Below are 19,641 nucleotides of genomic sequence, written 5' to 3'. Positions count from 1 at the left end.
ACGGCACGATCTGGTGCCATCTGGTCGGGCATTTAACACCAAGCGCGGAGCGGGTGCAATCCTTGGCCGGAGACTCTCCGGCCAGAGGCGCTGGCCGGCGGATCAGGCCGGCGTGGTGCCCGCCTCCTGCTCGCAGGGGAGGGTAAGACGCGCCGAGTCGGGCAGGGCATCATCCTGTGGCCAGCGGGAGAGGATGGCATCCGTGGTGCTCTCGACCACATCGTCATCCCTGAACACCGGCTCGCGGTAGCAGCGGGTCATGCGCAGCGCCTGATACATGTCGGGACAGAGGATGATCCCCTCGTCGCCCACCCGCACTCCCGCCTGCTTGAGCCAGTGGGTCATCTGGCCGTGGCGTCCCGCCATCACCATATGAATGCCGCGTCGTTTCAGATCCTTGTGCAGCTCTCCCACCATGCTCATCACGCTGATGTCCTGATGGGTAAAGCAGGCGACGGCATCGATCACCAGGCATTTGGGATTGTGGGGATCCTGCACCAGCAGGGCCATGACTCGCCGCTTGAAGTAGGGGGCGTTGAAGTAGGTGAGCGGCGAGTTGAAGCGATAGACCAGAATGCCCGGGATCGCCTTGGCCTGCTCGTTGTCCCCCAGGGTGCGCACCACCCCTTCGTCATCCATACCGAGCAGCTGGTCGGTGGGACGCATCACATTGCGCAGGAACTGGAACAGCCCCAGCAACACGGCAAGAGTGATCCCCGGGATCACCCCCATGGTGAGCACGCTGATAAAGGTGACCAGCGCCAGCCAGAAAGCGGCGCGGTCGGAGTGGCGCAGTGCCCAGAGGCCGCGAAAGTCGGTGAGCGACAGGGATGCCATCACCAGCACCACCCCGAGGGCTGCGGTCGGAATGTATTGCAGCGGCGCCGTCAGGTAGAAGGTGATGAGGGCGATCACTCCGGCGGCGATGATGGAGACCAGCTGGCTCTTGCCGCCGTTGGCGTCGTTGACCGCGGTACGCGAATCCGCACCGCTGATGGCAAAGCCCTGGGAGATGGCGGAGGCGAGGTTGGCCATGCCGAGCGCCCGGAACTCCTTGTCCGCATCGATTTCATAGCCGTTCTTGGCGGCAAAGCTGCGGGCAGTCAGCATCATGGAGACGAAGCTCACCATGGCGAGGTTGAGGGCCGGCAACACCAGTTCCCGCATCAGTCCCGGTGGAAACTCCGGCATCTGGAAGGCGGGCAGGCCGGAGCCCACCTTGCCCAAAGTGGCGATATGGTACTGACCGAGGTTGAGCGCCCACACCAGTGCGGCGGTGATCACCATGGCCACCATGGAGGAGGGCCAGGCTGGCCGGAAGCGTTTGGCCAGCAGCAGGGTGGCCAGTGCCACCAGACTCATGGCCAGGGTAGGCAGATGGGTCTGGGTGATGTAGGTGGTGCCGTTGGCGATCCGCTCGATGAGATAGCGCTCGCTGAAGGTGAAGCCGAAGATCTTGGAGAGCTGGCCCACCATGATGGTGATGGCCACGCCGTTGAGCAGCCCCATCAGGATCGGGCGGGAGAGAAAGTCCGCCAGCACCCCCAGCTTGAAGCGGCTGGCAATCAGACACCAGAAACCGGTCATGGCAGTCATGGTCATCACCAGCTGCCAGTGGCGGGTCGGGTCGCCAGCGGCCAGCGGTGTCACTACGGCGGCGATGACCGCGCAGGTGGCGGCATCCGGGCCGACGATCAGCTGGCGGGAGGTACCGAACAGGGCATAGACCAGCATGGGCAGAATGCAGGAGTAGAGGCCAACTATGGCGCCGACCCCGGCGAGCTCGGCATAGGCAATAGCCACAGGCAGGGCCACCGCAGCGACCGAGAGTCCAGCGCGAAGGTCAGGCATCAACCAGGCGCGCTGGTATTGCAGCAGGGCAGCGAGGCCCGGTAGCCAGCGTTCGAGAGAGAAGAAGTCGCGCATTATTTAACCCATTGAGTTACAACCAGCTTTTACCCTAGTGTGCCCAAGGTTATCGAAAGATTGCAATCAGGTTATGGCCAGTTTACCTGAAGGTCAGGCCAGAGGGTCTGCCACAGCTTCTCCTTGATGCGCTGGGTGAAGATCTGTTTGTCCTGGCGACATCTGGGGTTGGCACTCACTTGCAGCGACCAGTTGATGGCAAAGCCGTAGGGGGCAAGCCACTCGAACTCGCCATCTTGGGTCAGGCGCACGCCGATGCAGGTGGGCACCTCGACCCAGTGGCTGAGCGCCTCAAGGCTGCTGGCAAACGGCGCCACCAGCTGGCGAGTGTGCATGCGGGCCTGATTGCGCACCTCCCACTGTTGGCCGGGCAGCCGTTTGGTGAGCCAGGCTTCGTGCTCTGCTTCGGCCAGCCCTTGCGGGTCGCTGCTATCGAGGTAGATAAGGTCGATATCGTTGAGCGGGGTAGGGGTTGCCTTGTGATGCAGGTGATCCCAGATGAGGTTGCGGATAAAGCCGGCCCCCAGCGCCCAGTCGGGCAGATTGAGCTCGGCGGCTGCCTGCAGGCAGGCCATCCGCTGCGGATCGGCCCGCAGCAGCGCTTCGGTTTTGGCTTGGAAGGCGTGTTCTTGCTTGGGATCTAATGGCTCAACTATTGGCATTTCGGCGTAACCAGACGTCAATGTAACTGCAGCTGGGCACTATAGTGAGCCCCTCTGCCTGAGTCCAGTTGAAGAGGGCGCGGGCCAGCTGATCGGCAATCCCCTGCACCCGCAGCTCGGGGGGGACAAAGGTGCTGTAGGCATCGATGGTCTTGGCATCGAGGCGCCGGTAGCGCAATCTCGACTCCTTCCCCTCCACCATACAGATGAATTGCTGCTGGTTGGCCTGATGAATGATGTCGCTCATGGTGGGCACCTCTGGCATGAAGATGGCTGTCTGCACAATAACTGTTAGCCAAGGTATAGAACAGATAACGGCAGCATGGGGTCAATATCCTCCCCTGATGCTTCCTCTCTGCGTCATATCGGGATCCTGCTCAAAAGATACCCGGCGATCTGCCGGGTATCTTTTGTCGGTGTGATTCAGGCCCAGGCCCGCTCCAGCAGAGTGAGCAACTGCTCACGGTCGGCATCCTTGCGATTGAACAGCATGGCACCGTCGTTGACGGCCAGATCCCGTATCTCCCCGAGTAGTGAACGATCGCTCACCCCCGCCTCGCTCATGGTGCGCGGCAGCTTGACCGCCTGCCACAGGGTATCGCGCAGGGTACGGATGGCGGTGATGGTCGCCTCGGCCCGCAGGTGGGCAGGGGTGGCGGCAAAGCGCTCGGCTCCCACCAGCGGCAGCAGCAGGCGGGCCAGCTCGCCATCCACCTCGGGGCGGTTGTAGTCGAGCACGGTAGGCAGAAATAGGTTCATGCACAGGCCGTGGGGCAGATGGCAGCGTGCGCCCAGACTGTGGCCGAGGGCATGCACCAACCCCACCATGGAGTTGGAGAAAGCCATGCCCGCCAGTGTGGAACCTTCGGCCAGCTGCAGCCGCAACTGCTTGTTTTGCGGATCATTGAGGATGAGAGGTAGGGCATTGGCTATTTTCTCTACCGCCATCAGGGCCAGCGCATCGCTCACCGGGTTTTTGGCGGTGCCGATAAAGGCCTCGATGGCGTGGGTCATGGCATCCATGGCGGTAGCGGCGGTGATGTTGAGGGGCAGTCCCTGAGTCAGACGCGGGTCGAGCACCGCCAGTTGCGGCAGCAGGAAGGGGGAGGTGAAGGGCACCTTGCGCCCGCTCGTCTCATCCTTGATCACCGCCACCAGCGTTACCTCGGAACCGGTACCCGCCGTGGTGGGCACCACCGCCAGCGGCTTGAGGGGGCGGGTCAGGCAGCCCGCGCCCGAGTAGTCGAGCAGATGTTCACCACCCATGGATGCCAGGATATTGGCCGCCTTGGCGGTGTCGATGACCGAGCCGCCCCCCAGTGCCACCAGACTGTCGCAATCTAGCTCGGCGTAGCGTTTGGCGATCCGCTCCACCACGGCAGTGGAGGAGTCGGCCGGGATCTCGTCCCAGATGGCGGCGACCGGCAGCTCCCCCTCGGCCAGCACATTGGCCAGCAGGGTGGCAAGACCGGTGGCATTGACCCCCTTGTCGGTCAGCAGCAGGGGGCGGCGAGCACCAAGGCTTGCCAGCTCGCTGGCCAGCTGCTCCAGCGCCTGTTCACCGGCCAGCAGTTTGACCGGACAGAAAAAATCGTAATAGCGGCTCATATCAAGGCTCCTTGCGCTCAGCCGGTTACCAGACCCAGATAGATATTGCAGGCACGGCCAAGCTTGTTGTGCTGGGCCGGATAGTGGCGCAGCAGCGGCCGCGCGATAAAGGCGGGCAGGATCAGGGACTGCAACTGCTCAAGCCCCCGCACCAGATGCATGGCGGTGGTCAGATCCCCCTCCACCAGCAGCCGGTTTTCACTGAACGCCTGATTGACCCCGAGCCGAAAGCTCAAGGCGCGAAACGCGATATTGGGGTGCTTGAAGCGCACCCGCAGCGGATGGATGGTGGCATGGGGTGCAGCCGGCGCACCGGGATACCAGCGCCCTCCTTCTTTATGCATGTTCATGGCGTAATCAAGCCCCCCCACCTCAAGGCGAATGGCCAGGCCATCCGGCAAGGGGGCCAGTTCACGGCGCACCGCCTCGTCGATACGGGCGGCGCGGCAGAGAGTACGGCCCACCACCCAGAGCAGAGTGGTGATCCAGAGGCGGCGGCCCAGTGCGGCCAGAGATTCAACGGTCGGAGTTGTCATAGGGGTTGGCTCCTGAGATGGCTGACCAGAAGAGGGCAAAGGCACTGGCTTGCCAGTGGGCATCCTGCCCAAGCTCGGGTTGATCGACAAACAGTGATGCGCAGGCGAGGAACTGCCCCTGACACACCTCCAGCAACAGCGGCGCGGGGGCCTGCATCAGCTCGCCGCTGGCCTGCCCCTTTACCAGCAGAGCGGGCAGAAAGCGCAGAGTGTCATTCAAGATCTGGCTGCGGGCCGGGCGGGCCAGCAGGGGAGAGTGAAAGAAACCCAGCACAAATTTGAGCTCATTGGGGTGGACCAGCATCCAGCTCATCGCCTGCTGCCAGTAGTGGTGGATCTGCTCGCGCAGTGCCAGCTCAGGATCGGCTTCGCAGATGGCAGCGCCCATCCGGGTCTTCACATCCTGATAGAGCTGGAGGATCAGTGCCTCCTTGCTCGGAAAGTGGTGGAACAGGGTGCCGTTGGCGACCCCGGCCGCCTTGGCAATGCGGGCGGTAGCTGCCCCCTGCAGACCATCTTCGGCGCAGAGGGCGAGGGCAGCATCCAGAATTTGGCGGCGCTTGTCGGTCATGGCGGGCTCCGTCAGCGCAGGAAGAAAGCCATCATCAGCTTCTGGATCCAGCTGTTGTAGGGCGGATGGATCAGGGAGCCGGTGGTGAACTTGCCGCGGGTCAGCACGGTTTTCGCCTTGGAGAAGGTGAGAAAGCCCTCGTGCCCGTGGTAGTGGCCCATGCCGGAGGCGCCGATGCCGCCAAACGGCACATCATCGGCTGCCACCTGGAACAGGCTCTCGTTGATGGCCATGCCGCCGGAGTGGGTTTCCCGGGTCACCCGCGCCTGCAGCTCGGGATCGAAGCTCATCAGGTAGAGAGCAAGAGGGCGGGGACGTTCGGCGATATAGGTGAGCGCCTCCTCCAGGGTGTCGTAGGGGATAAGCGGCAGCAGCGGGCCGAAGATCTCCTGCTGTATCACCTGACAGTGGCCCGGCACCCCGGTCAGCAGATGCGGGGCCAGAAGGCGGCGCTGATCATCCCGCGCCGGAGTGGCGCAGGGGTGGAGCTGGGCTCCCGCCTGTTTGGCCTCATCGAGCCAGCTGACCAGCCGCTGATACTGGCGATCGTTGATGATGGCGCCGTAGTCGGGGCTGGCGAGCCCGGCAGGGTAGAGCTTGGCAAAGTGGTTGCGATAGGCGGCGATAAAGTTCTCCACCTCGCTGCGGGGCAGCAGCACATAGTCGGGGGCAACGCAGATTTGGCCGGCGTTGAGGCTCTTGCCGAAGATCATCCGCTCGATGGCTGTCTCAACCGGCATGTCGGGGGCGATGAGGCAAGGGCTCTTGCCACCCAGCTCAAGGGTGAGCGGGGTGAGCTGGGGCGCGGCGGCGGCCATCACCAGCTTGCCAACCATGGTGGAACCGGTGAACAGCAGGTGATCGAAGGGGAGCGAGCTGAACGCGGCCGCCATCTGGGCATCCCCCTCGATAACGGCGATCTCGTCCTCATTGAAGGTGGTGGTGAGCAGGGCTCGCAGCACGGCGTTGGTATGGGGAGTGAACTCGGAGAGTTTCAGCATCGCCCGGTTCCCTGCCGCGATGGCGGTGATGAGGGGGCCGAGGCTCAGCATCACCGGAAAGTTCCACGGCACTATGATGCCGACCACCCCGAGCGGCTGGAAGTGTACCTCCACTTTGGCGGGGGCGAGCAGCAGACCGGCATGGCGACGATGGGGCTGCATCCAGCGCTTGAGCCGCTTCTGGGTGTAGTTGATCTGCATGATGCAGGGGAGAATGTCGGCGATCTGGCTGTCGTAGTGGCTGCGCTGGCCATAATCCTGTGCCAGCGCCGTGCAGAGCTGCTCCTTGTGAGCCAGCAGCGCCCGCTTGAGTTTGGTCAGCTGGGTTCGCCGCTCGGCCAGCGTCGGCATGGGATGTTCCCGACTCGCCCGTTTGAGCCGCTCCAGCTGCTCGGGCAGGGCCAGCTTGATGGCGAGGATATCCTCCGGACTGTGCTGATGCGGTGCGACTCCCATGATCTTCTCCGTCTGAAAAATAACCGACTGATTGGTCGGTCTAAATCTAGTCGTTTGTTGCGCAAGTGTAAAGCTGGCATCATCTGCCCCTGTCACCGGCGGCTGGACGCAAGAGAGAACTGTGTTCCTCCCCACACTTTTGTGGTTTGCTCGTTGGTTGCTTATCCAATAAGAGGTAGTTTTTGGCTATTCACATGCACGGAGGGAGCACTATGACCAGGGAATTGAACAGCTTGTTGACCCGGCTTGAAGATGTGGTTGAGCGGATGCCGGATTGCTTCAACACCTACGAATTTGCCCAGAAGCTGGCGCTGCAGTATCAGCCGGAGTTCTTTGCCGCCGGCCACTCGCTGGCCGAGCACGAAGGCAAGGTGTTGCGGGTGCTGCATCAGAAGATTGCCGAGGCGCTGGCCAGCTGCGATGCGGTGATTGAAGGGGCTCTGCTCCCCTGTGTGACCCCCTGGGGAGAGAAGTCCACCTCGCCGCGTTGGCATCGTAAACGCTGAGCGGCGGGAACCTGGTTACTGCACAATAAGATAATGAATCGTCATGGCGCGGCCCCAAGTGGCCGCGCCATTTTTTGTATCGGGGATTGTGGATGTGATGCCAGAAAGGGCGGGCAAAGGTTCAGGGTGTGATCCCCTGCCGGGATAAAGGGCGGCGAGCCCGGTAGACTCCCCCTTTTGTCGCTGCAGGGAGGTCATATGACTGACAAGATCCAGACTCACAAGATTATTCTCGACACCGATCCGGGCATCGACGATGCCATGGCCATCCTCTTTGCCGAGGCCCACCCCGCCATCGAGCTGCTCGCCATCACCACCGTTTTTGGCAACGCCACCATCGCCAATGGCACCCGCAACGCCCTCTGGCTCAAGCAGAAGTACGGCATGAAAGCGGATGTGGCCAAAGGCGCAGCGGCGCCGCTGCTGCGTGAGCCGGTCGGCCCCACCACCATAGTTCACGGCCCGAGCGGCTTTGGTGACCTGGAGGTGGGAGAGGTCACTATTGCGCCCGATCCCCGTCCCGCGTGGCAGTACATTGTCGAGGCGGTCAAAGCGGCGCCGGGGGAGATCACCCTCGTCACCATCGGGCCCCTGACCAATCTGGCGCTGGCGCTGCAGCAGGCGCCCGAGATTGTTTCACTGGTGAAACAGGTGGTGGTGATGGGGGGCGCTTTTGGTATCAATGGTCATCGCGGCAACGTCACCCCCTATGCCGAGGCCAATATCCACGATGATCCCGATGCTGCCGACCGGGTCTTTACTGCCGACTGGCCGGTGGTGATCATCGGGCTGGATGTGACCCAGCAGAGCTTTTTCAGCGGCGACTATCTCGATGCGCTGCGCGACGAGGCGGGCGAGCCGGGCCAATTCCTGTGGGATGTCAGCCGCTTCTACCTGCGTTTCTACTCAGAGAAACTGGGGCTCTCCGGCTGCCATGTCCACGACCCGTCTGCCATCGCCTATGTCATTGACCCGACTCTCTTTACCCTGCGTGAGGGGCCGGTGCGGGTGATCAACAGTGGCCCGGCCATCGGTCATACCCTGCAAAAGTTCGATGGCAAGCGCCACTCCCACGATGGCTGGGCCGAGTTTCGCCCGCAGCAGGTCGGAGTGGCAGTGCGTGATGAGGCGCTGCTCGCCCTCTATCGCAAGACGCTGGTGGCCTGGGGCAAGCGCCGTTAAACGCCCCCGACGGACCGGCGGTGATTCGTGGTGGCGCGTGTTGCGTTGCGGCTGTGATCCCCGCCAAACAATCGCGGCGCACAGGCGCTTATACTGCCTGATATCAAGACGTTAGGAGGGATTGGGATGGCCTGGATTTCCTTGATAGTGGCGATAGCCCTGATCTGGTGGTTAATGAAACTGGGGCGTGGTGCCCTGTTCGAGATCCGCCTTGCACCCGGCAAGGTGGTGGTCAAGCAGGGCAAGGTATCGCCCGCCTTTATTGAGCATGCCAAGCAGATCCTGCGCCACGAAACAGTGCGTGGGCGCATTGTGGGACATCGCGATGGTGACGGGGTCAAGCTGGTCTTCTCCCGCTCCATCCCCGAGCCGGTGGCCCAGCGTTTTCGCAATATTTTCCCCTATGGCGACTATCGTCACGTCGCCGCCCCGGGCGCCAAGCCGCGCAAAGGGTAATGCAAGCAGAGTGCATCAGATAGCAAACGGGCCTCCAGTGGAGGCCCGTTTTTTTATGGCGCTTGATCAAGCGAGAGCGGCTTTCCCTTACTCCTTGCCGTGCAGCTCGCGCTGGGCTTTGACGGCAGCAGCCTTGATGGCTTGCCCCTCGTTGCCCCAGGAGGCGCGCAACGTATTGACCAGCTCGGCGATCCGCTCGTCATCCATGGTCCAGCCGTAACCCGGCATATGGTAGCCGATATGACCGCGGGTGATGGGCGTCTCGGCACCATGCAGCAGCACGTTGAGCAGGCTCGCCGGATCGTCCGCCAGCACGGTGCGGTTGTTCACCAGCGAGGGGATGACGTGGTCGTTGCCCTTGCCATCGACCCCGTGGCAGGTGGAACAGTACATGGCGTAGTCCGCCTTGCCGCCGGCACTGGCATAGGCGCGGGCACCTTTCGCTACCGCCGGCTCCGCTTTCAGGTCGGTGAGGTAGGTGGCAATGCTGGCCAGATCGGCGTCGCTGAAATACTGGCTGCTGTGAGTGATCACTTCCGCCATCGGGCCTGCGACCGCCTGATGCTGGCTGCGGCCGGTTTTCAGCAGGTCGATCAGCGCCTGCTTGTCGTAGCGGCTGCCGCGAATGTCGGGGGCATACCAGCCGTCGAGGGCGGCACCGCTCAGGTAGACGGGATCCGCCTCGGTCAGCGCTTTCTCCTGCATGCCGAGGCCGCGCGGGGTGTGGCAGCTGCCGCAGTGACCGGCACCCTGTACCAGATAGGCGCCGCGGTTCCACTCTTCGCTCTTGCCAGCGACCGGGGTGAAGCGACTGTCGTCGTGATAGACCCAGTTCCACCCCATCAGCGGCCAGCGCATATTGAGCGGCCAGGGGATGTCGCTCTCCTTGTTGGCTATCGCCAGCGGCTGCACATCCTGCATCAGGTAGTGGTAGAGGGCGGTGAGATCCTCGTCGCTCATCTTGGCGTAGGCAGTGTAGGGCATGGCCGGATAGAGGCGATGCCCATCGCGGGCCACCCCTTCGCGCATCACCTTGATGAACTCAGGCAGGCTGTAGTTGCCGATGCCGTGACTCTTGTCGGGGGTTATGTTGGTGGCAAACACGGTGCCGATGGGGGTCGGGAACCCTTTGCCGCCAGCCAGCGGTTTGCTTGCCTCGCTGGTGTGACAAGCGGCGCAATCGCCCAGCTTGGCCACATACTCACCGGCCGACATGGCGGGAGCCGCGTGGGCGGCAAGGGCGGGCAGCGCCAGCAGCAGGGCGCTGGCAGTCAGTGACAGGGCGCGGCTCATTGGGCACCTCCCTTGGTCATGGCGACCAGCTCGTTGACGGCGCGCCACGCCTCGTCGATGGCGGCGTGGGCGTAGGGGCTCCAGCCCGAATCCGAGTTGGCGATAGTGATGTTGCCGACCGGCTTGCGACCAAGCTCGATCCACTTCTCGCACTGCTCCTCGTCATCAAACAGGGTATTGGTGACATAGGAGTAGCCGTGGGACCAGCGGTTGACCGTGATGGCGAGGATATCCTGCTCATGGTTGAAACCGGCGCTGCCCAGCATCCCCTGCAGCTGTTCGCGGATCATCTGTTCATGCTGCTCGAACGGCATGCCGAGGATCATGGCGCGCCCCTTGCGGGACTGTTCGCGGGCCGACAGGCCGCTGCCCGGCAGGGTCGGCACATAGACCATGTGCAGGCACATCGGCTGATCCGGGCTCTTGGGATGCTCATAGCCACCCATGCTGACCGGATAGTCGAGCTTGACCCGGCTGTAAGGGGCTGCCGGGGAGTAGACCTCGTGCACCCCGAGCTTGACGAAGGCTTGCCAGTTCTTGATCACCACCTTGGTGTAGACCAGCGGCGCCTTGACGTTCTGGCGCAGCGCCTCCTTCTGGGGCTCCGGCATCTCGGGCACCATGTAGGGGATCATCATGTTGTAGCCAGCCATGATCGACTGCTTGGCGCGCACCCGGTGCAGTTTCCCTTCTTTGATATAGGTGACGTCCACCGCCAGCTTGCCATCGGCGAGGCGCACGTTTTTCGCCTGCAGAGCGGTACTGCCAAGGCGCAGTTGCACCTTGTGCTCCGGCAGGTCGAGCTTGCTGTAGTCAAATTTGGCCAGCACCACATCCTGCATGGTGTGACCCGGCGCCACCTGCGGGATGAGTTTGCGCACCATCAGGCGGGTGAGGCCGGCGTTGCCATCCGGGAAGTGGAAGATGTAGGGATCGTCCAGCTCGGCCTGCTCCTCGGCATCGAGCGGAGTCAGGTTGAGGCCGCCAAAGCCGGGCAGGGCACAGAGGCGGGCGTCGGCGCAGGCGGTGGCATCGATGCCGACGGCCTGAAAATCGTTGGTACGTTGCTGGAAGTAGGTGATGGCACGTTCGCTCAGGCCCACCTTGTCGCGCAGGAAGGTGGTGTAGCTGTTGCGGGTGATCCACTCATCCTGCTGCTCGCGGGTCATGCCGCTCAGGTAGTCGGTCTTCTCCTCGTGCAGGGCCAGCAGGGCGGCCTTGTCGGCATCATCGAGCGGGAAGTCACCGATAAACTCCGCCAGCGGACGGCCGTTCAGGCGATCGCGCGGGATGTCATCCGCCACGTTATGGCCCGGATCCCCGTTCACTATCTTGTTGACGCCAAAGTGCTTCTCATCGAAATAGACGCCACGGCTGAGCCCCAGATCCGGATAGAAAGTCTGCTGGAAACCGGCGGCCAGCTCGTCGATGTTGACCTCCAGCGCCTTGAGCAGGCCGAGCGCTACCGGGCTGTAGACCGAACGCGGTGATTGCAGGGATTCACTGCCGCCGTAACCCAAACGCAGGCCATCGGGAGTAGTGAACTCGTTGCGCTTGGCATGGCCGCCGAAGTCATCGTGGTTGTCGAGCAGCAGGATCTTTTTATCCGCGCCGAGCAGTTGCTGATAGAAGCAGGCGGCGGCCAGACCGCTGATGCCGGCGCCGACGATCACCAGATCGTACTCTCCCTCAAGGGGAACATTGGCAAAGTCATACTGTTTGCCATCGCGGGCGATGCTGTGGGCCGGTTCGAAAGAGCCCGGGTGGTTGCCGCGCAGGCCGGTGAGGGCGGGCGGGTAGACCAGCGTCTTGTCAGCCAGCGCGCTGCCGCCTTCGGCAGCCTTGAGCAGGTTGATGGGGGCGATGCCTGCTGCGATGGTGATGGCGACGCCATTGAGAAAATCTCTGCGTGTGATGCTCATGGCAATCCCTGTTGTTTGAAGCGTTGAAAAAAAGCACAGAGCTGAAATGGTAGCTGGCAAGCAGCAAGGGGACGCAACCTACCGTCATATCCCGGTAGAGTCCATGGCTTTGATAATAACTTATTAAACAAAATGATGAAGCTTGTAATGGCCAAAACAGGGGGAGATGTCTCCACTTTGCATATTTATGAGACAAAACCTTGTCGAATCCATGGAATTAATTTCAATTCAGTTTGATTAATTATGGTTTTGATTGAGTTCCTTTTCGTTTTTCATATTTCCAGAGGGCACAAAAACCGTGCGGAAATAGTGCATGTATTTTATGCAGATAGCCAAAAAACCGTTATTTGACCATGAATAGTACAAGGTTAATTGCCGCTGGTTTTGTCTCTTGAACTCAAGATTGATTGAAATAAAAGCAGGGTGCGATGAATTAATGAACAGCTTGTTTTATGCAGCCGGTTATTGGTCATGGGTTAACAACTGTTACATGCAAACGCCAACCTGGGCACAACATCGAGATTAATTTTTCATGTTGTTCACATAGTCAGGTTTTGTTCAGAATGATGCGTTTTTTTTACAACTTTAGCCTTGCGAAGATAAAGGACGCTGCATGAAACCTTTTGCATTAAAGAGGGGTTTGGGTGCTTTGCTGTTGCTCGCGGCCGCCGGCATGCTGACTGGCTGTGACATGGCTCTGATGAGCCCCAAAGGGCAGATTGGTCTGGAACAGAAATCACTGATACTGACGGCCCTTGGCCTGATGTTAATCGTGGTGATCCCTGTAATTATTATGGCCGTGGTATTTTCTCGTAAATACAGAGCTTCTAATACCGACGCCAAATATACCCCTGACTGGTCTCACTCCAACAAGATTGAAGCGGTTGTCTGGACCGTTCCCGTCATTATTATCGTTATTCTTGCCACTATTACCTGGAAAACATCTCACGAACTGGATCCTTACAAACCGCTGGATTCCACGGTGAAACCGATTCAGGTCGATGTTATTTCCCTCGACTGGAAGTGGTTGTTTGTCTATCCAGAACTGGGTATTGCATCGGTTAATGAATTGGCCTTCCCGGTCAATACGCCGGTCAATTTCCGGGTCACCTCCGATACCGTGATGAACTCCTTCTTCATTCCGCGTCTGGGCGGCCAGATATATGCGATGGCGGGCATGCAGACCAAGCTGCACCTCATCGCCAACGAGCCGGGCCAATATGACGGCATCTCCAGCAGCTACAGCGGTGCCGGTTTCTCGGGCATGAAGTTCAATGCCATCGCTACTCCGGATCAGGCCGGTTTTGATGCCTGGGTTGCCAAGGTGAAGGCGTCGCCAAAACAGCTGATCACCATGGATCAGTTCAATGCGCTGGCCAAACCGAGCGAGTTCCATCCGGTGGAGTACTTCTCCAGTGCCGATCCGAAACTGTTTGTCACTCTGATCAACAAGTTCATGGGGGACATGAAGCACGGCCAGCATCAGGGGATGACCCACGAGATGCCCATGGCGCAGGGGGAGGCCATGACCCATCAGGGGATGGATCACTCACAGATGAACCATGGCGACATGGCGCAAGACGAACACATGGATCATGCCGGCCATATGAAGATGGCAATGGATGACAACTCTGTGAAAGCGGGATCCGAGGAATAACGATGTTTGGAAAATTAACGCTCGACGCCATTCCGTACCATGAACCCATCATCATGGTGACGGTGGCCGGAATCATCCTGGGGGGGCTGGCCATCGCCGGTCTCATCACCTATTTCGGCAAGTGGCAATATCTGTGGAAAGAGTGGCTCACCTCGGTGGATCACAAGCGCCTCGGGATCATGTATCTCATCCTCGGCATGGTCATGCTGCTGCGCGGCTTCGCCGATGCGGTGATGATGCGGACCCAGCAGGTGATGGCTTCGGCCGGCAGCGATGGCATTCTGCCACCGCATCACTACGACCAGATCTTCACTGCCCACGGCGTCATCATGATCTTCTTCGTGGCGATGCCGCTGGTGATCGGTCTGATGAACATTGTGGTGCCGCTGCAGATCGGCGCCCGTGATGTCGCCTTCCCCTTCCTCAACAACGTGAGCTTCTGGTTCACCGCCGCCGCCGTGGTGCTGATCAACATCTCCCTCGGGGTTGGTGAATTTGCCCAGACCGGCTGGCTGGCCTATCCGCCGCTGTCGGGGCTGGAGTACAGCCCGGGGGTCGGGGTCGACTACTGGATCTGGAGTCTGCAGATCTCGGGTCTGGGCACTTTGCTGACCGGTGTCAACTTCTTCGCCACCATCATCAAGATGCGCGCCCCGGGCATGACCATGATGCGCCTGCCAGTGTTTACCTGGACGGCCCTGTGCGCCAACATCCTGATCATCGCCTCCTTCCCGATCCTGACCGTCACGGTGGCCCTGCTCACCGCCGACCGTTACCTCGGCACCCATTTCTTTACCAATGACATGGGTGGCAACATGATGATGTACATCAACCTGATCTGGGCCTGGGGTCACCCCGAGGTGTACATTCTGGTGCTGCCGGTGTTCGGGATCTTCTCCGAAGTGGTGGCCACCTTCAGCAAGAAGAAGCTGTTCGGTTATACCTCGCTGGTGTGGGCGACCGTCGCCATTACCGTGCTCTCCTTTATCGTCTGGCTGCACCACTTCTTCACCATGGGTTCCGGCGCCAACGTGAATGCCTTCTTCGGCATCACCACCATGATCATCTCCATCCCGACCGGGGTGAAGATCTTCAACTGGCTGTTCACCATGTACCGCGGTCGTATCGAGTTCACCTCGCCCATGTTGTGGACCGTCGGCTTCATCATCACCTTCAGCATCGGTGGCATGACCGGGGTACTGCTCTCGGTTCCGGCGGCCAACTTCGTACTGCACAACAGCCTGTTTCTGATCGCCCACTTCCACAACGTCATCATCGGCGGCGTGGTGTTTGGCTGCTTCGCCGGTATCACCTACTGGTTCCCGAAAGCGTTCGGCTTCAAGCTCAACGATGTCTGGGGCAAGCGCGCCTTCTGGTTCTGGATTGTCGGCTTCTTCGTTGCCTTCATGCCGCTCTACGTGCTGGGCTTCATGGGCATGACCCGTCGCGTCAGCCAGCATCTGGATCCCCAGTTCCATGGCTGGCTGGTAGTGGCTGCCTGTGGTGCCGCGCTGATTGCCGTGGGTGTGCTGTGTCAGGTGATCCAGCTGGTGGTCAGCATCCGCGACCGCGAGCAGAACCGCGATCTGACCGGTGACCCCTGGGGTGGCCGCACCCTGGAGTGGGCAACCTCTTCCCCGCCGCCCTTCTACAACTTCGCCATCGAGCCGAAGATCAAGGGACTGGATGCCTTCTGGGATGCCAAGCAGGACGGTTCTGCCTATCAGCAGCCCGAGCACTACGACCCGATCCATATGCCCAAGAACACCGGGGCAGGGGTCATCATCGCAGGCTTTGCCACCGTGTTTGGTTTTGCCATGGTCTGGCACATCTGGTGGATGGCCATCGCCGGCTTCATCGGCATGATTGCGAGCTGGATCATCCACAGCTTCAACGACGACGTGGATTACTACGTGCAGGTTGACGAGATCGAGCGGATCGAACGTCAGCATTTTGAAAATATCAACAAGGTGGCGTGAAGCAATGGCGACCGACGTTCTACATAACACTCACGACGGTGCCCATGACCATGGGCACCACGATGCCGGTGCCAACAAGGTATTCGGTTTCTGGATCTACCTGATGAGTGACTGCATCCTGTTTGCATGCCTGTTTGCAACCTATGCAGTCCTGGTCAACGGCACCGCCGGCGGCCCGAGCGGCAAGGATATCTTCGAGCTGCCGTTCGTGTTTGGCGAAACCATGTTGCTGCTCTTAAGCAGCATCACCTTCGGTTTTGCCATGCTGGCGATGAACAAGAACCAGCTATCCGCCGTCAACGGCTGGTTGTTGGTGACCTTCGTGCTGGGTGCCGGCTTTATCGCGATGGAGATCTACGAATTCCATCACCTGATCGCCGAGGGCTACGGCCCGGATCGCAGCGCTTTCCTCTCCGCTTTCTTCACTCTGGTCGGTACCCACGGTATCCACGTGACCAGCGGCCTTATCTGGATCATCGTGATGATGGTGTTGGTGGCCAAGAAGGGGCTGACCGATCGCAACCGCTCCCGCCTGATGTGCCTGAGCCTGTTCTGGCACTTCCTCGACGTGGTGTGGATCTGCGTCTTTACCGTGGTCTATCTGATGGGGGCAATGTAAATGAGTCATTCCGTTGACAATCACGGCGCCAGCCACGGCAGCGCCAAGAGCTATATGACCGGCTTCGTGCTGTCAGTCATTCTGACCGCGATCCCGTTCTGGATGGTGATGGATGGCTCCGCCTCCCACGGAACCGTGCTGGCTACCGTGGTCGGCATGGCGGTGGTGCAGATCTTCGTCCATCTGGTCTACTTCCTGCACATGAACACCTCGTCCGAGGAGCGCTGGAATCTGGTGGCACTGGTCTTTACCGTGCTCATCATCGCCATCGTGATCGTGGGCTCCCTGTGGATCATGTACAACCTCAACATCAACATGATGGTCCACTGAGCAGGCTGGCAATGATGATGAAGCAATACCTGCAAGTGACCAAGCCGGGCATCATCTTCGGTAACCTCATCTCGGTTATCGGGGGATTCCTGCTGGCCTCCAAGGGGAGCATGGACTTGCCCCTGTTCATTCTGACCATGGCCGGTGTATCACTGGTGGTCGCCTCCGGTTGCGTGTTTAACAACTACATCGACCGGGATATCGACTGCATCATGGAGCGCACCAAGAACCGTGCTCTGGTGAAGGGTCTGATCGCCCCCGGCGTATCGCTCTGGTACGCCACGGCGCTCGGCATTGCAGGCATTGCACTGCTCTACTTTGCGGCCAATCCGTTGGCCGCCTTGCTGGCAGTGCTGGGCTTCATTGTCTATGTGGGGGTCTACAGCCTCTACATGAAGCGTCACTCGGTCTACGGCACCCTGGTCGGCAGCCTCTCCGGCGCTGCGCCACCGGTCATCGGCTACTGTGCGGTGAGCGGTCAGTTCGACTCGGGGGCGCTGATCCTGCTGGCGATCTTCAGCCTGTGGCAGATGCCGCACTCCTATGCGATCGCCATCTTCCGCTTCAAGGATTATCAGGCGGCCAACATCCCGGTATTGCCGGTGGTGAAGGGGATCCCGGTGGCCAAGCTCCACATCACCCTCTACATCCTGGCCTTTATGGTGCCGACCCTGATGCTGTTCCTCGGTGGTTATGCCGGCTACAAGTATCTGGTGGTGGCCACCGCGGTGAGCGTCTGGTGGCTTGGGATGGCGCTGTCTGGCTACAAGCAGCTGGTGGATGATGCGCTCTGGGCCCGCAAGCTGTTCATGTTCTCCATCGTCACCATCACTTGTCTCAGCGTGATGATGTCGGTGGATTTTCAACCGGAAGCAGCTCCCGTGCTGGTGAGCATGCTGCCCTGATAGTGTGAGTTGTGCCCCTAAATGCATGAAATCCAGAGCCGGGAACTTTCCCGGCTCTGTTATTATGGGGCCGCCCCGTCGGGCACTTTTCCCGTATATCGGGTGTGGCATGGCAGCTGTCGGTCACCCCGTTACTCCTCCTTTTCCCTGACCTATCGAGGCCATCATGAATGATTTCACCATGACGAGGGGCGAGCGCCGTGCCACCTGGGCGCTCGGCTCCGTCTTCTCGTTGCGCATGCTCGGCATGTTTATGGTGCTGCCGGTGCTGACCACCTACGGCATGTCCCTTGCGGGGGCTTCCGAGGCGCTGATTGGCCTGGCCATCGGCATCTACGGCATGACCCAGGCGCTGTTCCAGATCCCGTTTGGCCTGCTCTCCGACAAGGTGGGCCGCAAGCCCCTCATCGTCGGCGGTCTGCTGATGTTTGCCCTCGGCAGCGTGATCGCGGCGCTGACCCACTCCATCTGGGGCGTGATCCTCGGCCGCGCCCTGCAGGGGAGCGGCGCCATCTCCGCCGCCGTGATGGCGCTCTTGTCTGATCTCACCCGTGAGCAGAACCGCACCAAGGCGATGGCTTTTATCGGGGTGAGCTTTGGCATCACCTTCGCCATCGCCATGGTGACCGGCCCCCTCATCACCCATGCGCTGGGGCTCTCCGGCCTGTTCTGGTTGATCGCCCTGTTGGCGCTGGCGGGCATCGGCGTCACCCTCTGGCTGGTGCCGACCCCGAGCGACCACCTGCTCAATCGCGAGTCCGGCATGGTGAAGGGGGGGATGCGCACCGTGCTGACCAACCCGCGCCTGCTCAAGCTCAACTTCGGCATTCTCTGCGTGCATACCCTGCTGATGTCGAGCTTCGTGGCGTTGCCGCCGCTGCTGGAGCGCGCCGGTTTGCCCCGCGACAGCCAGTGGCAAGCCTATCTGGTCACCATGCTGATCGCCTTCGTCAGCGTGGTGCCCTTCATCATCTATGCCGAGAAGCACAGAAAGATGAAGCTTGTGTTCCAGATCTGCGTGCTGGTGATGCTCGTCGCCGAGCTGGTGCTCTGGCAGAGCGGGCTGCAGCTGTGGGGCCTGCTCGCCGGGTTGCAGATCTTCTTCATCGGTTTCAACGTGATGGAGGCGCTGTTGCCATCCCTCATCAGCAAGGAGTCGCCCCCCGGCTACAAGGGCACCGCCATGGGGATCTACTCCACCAGCCAGTTTATCGGGGTGGCCATCGGCGGCAGCCTCGGTGGTTTGCTCTACAGCCTAGGTGGCGCCTCGCTGGTGTTTGGCGGCTGCACCGCACTGGCGCTGCTCTGGCTCGGGGTCAGCCTCACCATGCAGGAGCCCCCTTACGTGAGCAGTCTGCGCATCGTGCTGCCGGAAGGGGTGGAGGCCAATATGGCTCTGGAGCAGAAGATCCGCTCCTGCGACGGGGTGAGCGACGTGCTGCTGGCCGCTTCCGAGCGCTCTGTCTATGTCAAGGTGGACAGCAAGCGCATCAGCCGCCGGGATCTGGAGCTGCTGGTCATCGACGGCTGGCACTGATCGCGCTAAGCTCGGTTCGGATCTGCAACTACTTGTTTTTGAAAACAGTCTGGAGGCGAAATGAACTGGTATATCTCGGTACTCAAGCAATATGCGGTATTCAGCGGGCGGGCCCGTCGCACCGAATACTGGATGTTCGTGCTCTGCAACGTCGTATTCATGCTGCTGGTGGGGATGGTGGATCGCTTGATTGGCAGCGACAAGGAGATCCTGAGCGCCATCTACTCGCTGGCAGTATTGCTCCCGTCCCTCGCCGTGGCGGTACGCCGTCTGCACGACACCGACCGCAGCGGCTGGTGGCTTCTGATCGGCCTTATCCCCGTTATCGGTACCCTGGTGCTTATCTACTTTATGGTCTGCAACGGCCAGCAGGGGCCAAACCGCTTCGGTGACGATCCCAAAGCGAGCCCCTCGCAGGGCTTTATCGCCAGCTGACAGGTGCGGCTAAACGTACAAACGAAAGAGGGAGGCAAGATGCCTCCCTCTCTGTTTCTG

At 60.6% G+C, this 19,641-nt stretch carries 19 protein-coding genes; 10 read left to right on the top strand and 9 right to left on the bottom strand.

Features of this window, described 5'->3' with window-relative positions:
* Positions 1-102: 102 nt before the first annotated feature.
* The 7 genes from NOM67_RS06900 to NOM67_RS06870 form a co-directional block, all read right to left on the bottom strand.
* Entirely contained in the window at positions 103-1,926 is a 1,824-nt protein-coding gene (locus NOM67_RS06900; protein WP_033114283.1) for a SulP family inorganic anion transporter, read from the bottom strand.
* A gap of 71 nt (positions 1,927-1,997) precedes the next feature.
* Complete coding sequence (locus NOM67_RS06895; protein WP_255934994.1) at positions 1,998-2,588, bottom strand: nucleotidyltransferase family protein; 591 nt, start codon at positions 2,586-2,588, stop codon at positions 1,998-2,000.
* Positions 2,575-2,835: a GNAT family N-acetyltransferase gene (locus NOM67_RS06890; protein ID WP_033114285.1), complete on the bottom strand. Its 261-nt coding sequence runs from the start codon at positions 2,833-2,835 to the stop codon at positions 2,575-2,577. Before NOM67_RS06890 ends, NOM67_RS06895 begins: the two co-directional genes overlap by 14 nt.
* Before the next feature lie 176 nt (positions 2,836-3,011).
* Complete coding sequence (locus NOM67_RS06885) at positions 3,012-4,196, bottom strand: iron-containing alcohol dehydrogenase (protein WP_255934992.1); 1,185 nt, start codon at positions 4,194-4,196, stop codon at positions 3,012-3,014.
* A 17-nt stretch (positions 4,197-4,213) separates the two neighbouring features.
* On the bottom strand, positions 4,214-4,732 hold the full coding sequence (locus NOM67_RS06880; RefSeq protein WP_124240945.1) for a hypothetical protein: 519 nt from the start codon (positions 4,730-4,732) through the stop codon (positions 4,214-4,216).
* A complete protein-coding gene (locus tag NOM67_RS06875) occupies positions 4,713-5,303 on the bottom strand; it encodes a TetR/AcrR family transcriptional regulator (protein WP_255934990.1) in 591 nt (196 codons plus the stop codon). The genes NOM67_RS06880 and NOM67_RS06875 overlap by 20 nt, the downstream gene beginning before the upstream one ends.
* An 11-nt stretch (positions 5,304-5,314) precedes the next feature.
* Positions 5,315-6,760, bottom strand: coding sequence for a coniferyl aldehyde dehydrogenase (locus tag NOM67_RS06870; RefSeq protein WP_255934989.1), 1,446 nt, complete (start codon positions 6,758-6,760; stop codon positions 5,315-5,317).
* A 212-nt stretch (positions 6,761-6,972) separates the two neighbouring features.
* Between NOM67_RS06870 and NOM67_RS06865 the strand changes: the two genes are divergently transcribed.
* The 3 genes from NOM67_RS06865 to NOM67_RS06855 all read left to right on the top strand — a co-directional run bounded on the left by NOM67_RS06865 (position 6,973) and on the right by NOM67_RS06855 (position 8,904).
* A complete protein-coding gene (locus NOM67_RS06865; RefSeq protein ID WP_019446630.1) occupies positions 6,973-7,266 on the top strand; it encodes a hypothetical protein in 294 nt (97 codons plus the stop codon).
* A gap of 198 nt (positions 7,267-7,464) precedes the next feature.
* Positions 7,465-8,448, top strand: coding sequence for a nucleoside hydrolase (locus NOM67_RS06860; RefSeq protein ID WP_255934986.1), 984 nt, complete (start codon positions 7,465-7,467; stop codon positions 8,446-8,448).
* A gap of 126 nt (positions 8,449-8,574) precedes the next feature.
* Positions 8,575-8,904 carry a DUF3634 family protein gene (locus NOM67_RS06855; protein ID WP_033114291.1) on the top strand — a complete coding sequence of 110 codons (330 nt, stop codon included), beginning with the start codon at positions 8,575-8,577 and terminating at the stop codon, positions 8,902-8,904.
* Positions 8,905-8,991: 87 nt separating this feature from the next.
* Here NOM67_RS06855 and NOM67_RS06850 read toward each other — a convergent pair whose 3' ends face one another.
* Both NOM67_RS06850 and NOM67_RS06845 read right to left on the bottom strand, forming a co-directional pair.
* On the bottom strand, positions 8,992-10,197 hold the full coding sequence (locus NOM67_RS06850; protein ID WP_255934984.1) for a c-type cytochrome: 1,206 nt from the start codon (positions 10,195-10,197) through the stop codon (positions 8,992-8,994).
* Positions 10,194-12,119 carry an FAD/NAD(P)-binding protein gene (locus tag NOM67_RS06845; RefSeq protein ID WP_208735952.1) on the bottom strand — a complete coding sequence of 642 codons (1,926 nt, stop codon included), beginning with the start codon at positions 12,117-12,119 and terminating at the stop codon, positions 10,194-10,196. Before NOM67_RS06845 ends, NOM67_RS06850 begins: the two co-directional genes overlap by 4 nt.
* A 613-nt stretch (positions 12,120-12,732) precedes the next feature.
* Between NOM67_RS06845 and cyoA the strand changes: the two genes are divergently transcribed.
* The 7 genes from cyoA (at position 12,733) to NOM67_RS06810 (ending at position 19,581) form a co-directional block, all read left to right on the top strand.
* The gene (gene cyoA / locus NOM67_RS06840; RefSeq protein ID WP_255934982.1) at positions 12,733-13,776 is read left to right on the top strand and encodes a cytochrome o ubiquinol oxidase subunit II; all 1,044 of its coding nucleotides are present in this window, start codon (positions 12,733-12,735) and stop codon (positions 13,774-13,776) included.
* Positions 13,777-13,778: 2 nt separating this feature from the next.
* Positions 13,779-15,755 carry a cytochrome o ubiquinol oxidase subunit I gene (gene cyoB / locus NOM67_RS06835; protein ID WP_033114295.1) on the top strand — a complete coding sequence of 659 codons (1,977 nt, stop codon included), beginning with the start codon at positions 13,779-13,781 and terminating at the stop codon, positions 15,753-15,755.
* A 4-nt stretch (positions 15,756-15,759) separates the two neighbouring features.
* A complete protein-coding gene (locus NOM67_RS06830; RefSeq protein WP_255934977.1) occupies positions 15,760-16,374 on the top strand; it encodes a cytochrome o ubiquinol oxidase subunit III in 615 nt (204 codons plus the stop codon).
* A complete protein-coding gene (locus tag NOM67_RS06825; protein ID WP_182925771.1) occupies positions 16,375-16,704 on the top strand; it encodes a cytochrome o ubiquinol oxidase subunit IV in 330 nt (109 codons plus the stop codon).
* An 11-nt stretch (positions 16,705-16,715) separates the two neighbouring features.
* Complete coding sequence (gene cyoE, locus NOM67_RS06820; RefSeq protein WP_005347202.1) at positions 16,716-17,609, top strand: heme o synthase; 894 nt, start codon at positions 16,716-16,718, stop codon at positions 17,607-17,609.
* Positions 17,610-17,775: 166 nt separating this feature from the next.
* Complete coding sequence (locus tag NOM67_RS06815; RefSeq protein ID WP_255934973.1) at positions 17,776-19,146, top strand: MFS transporter; 1,371 nt, start codon at positions 17,776-17,778, stop codon at positions 19,144-19,146.
* A 60-nt stretch (positions 19,147-19,206) separates the two neighbouring features.
* Positions 19,207-19,581, top strand: coding sequence for a DUF805 domain-containing protein (locus tag NOM67_RS06810; RefSeq protein WP_201908010.1), 375 nt, complete (start codon positions 19,207-19,209; stop codon positions 19,579-19,581).
* The last annotated feature ends 60 nt before the right edge of the window (positions 19,582-19,641 follow it).

Source organism: Aeromonas sp. SG16 (assembly GCF_024436135.1).
Taxonomy (GTDB): domain Bacteria; phylum Pseudomonadota; class Gammaproteobacteria; order Enterobacterales; family Aeromonadaceae; genus Aeromonas; species Aeromonas jandaei.
Note: the sequence above shows the minus strand (reverse complement) of the source record. Positions and strands in the feature narration are given on the sequence as shown.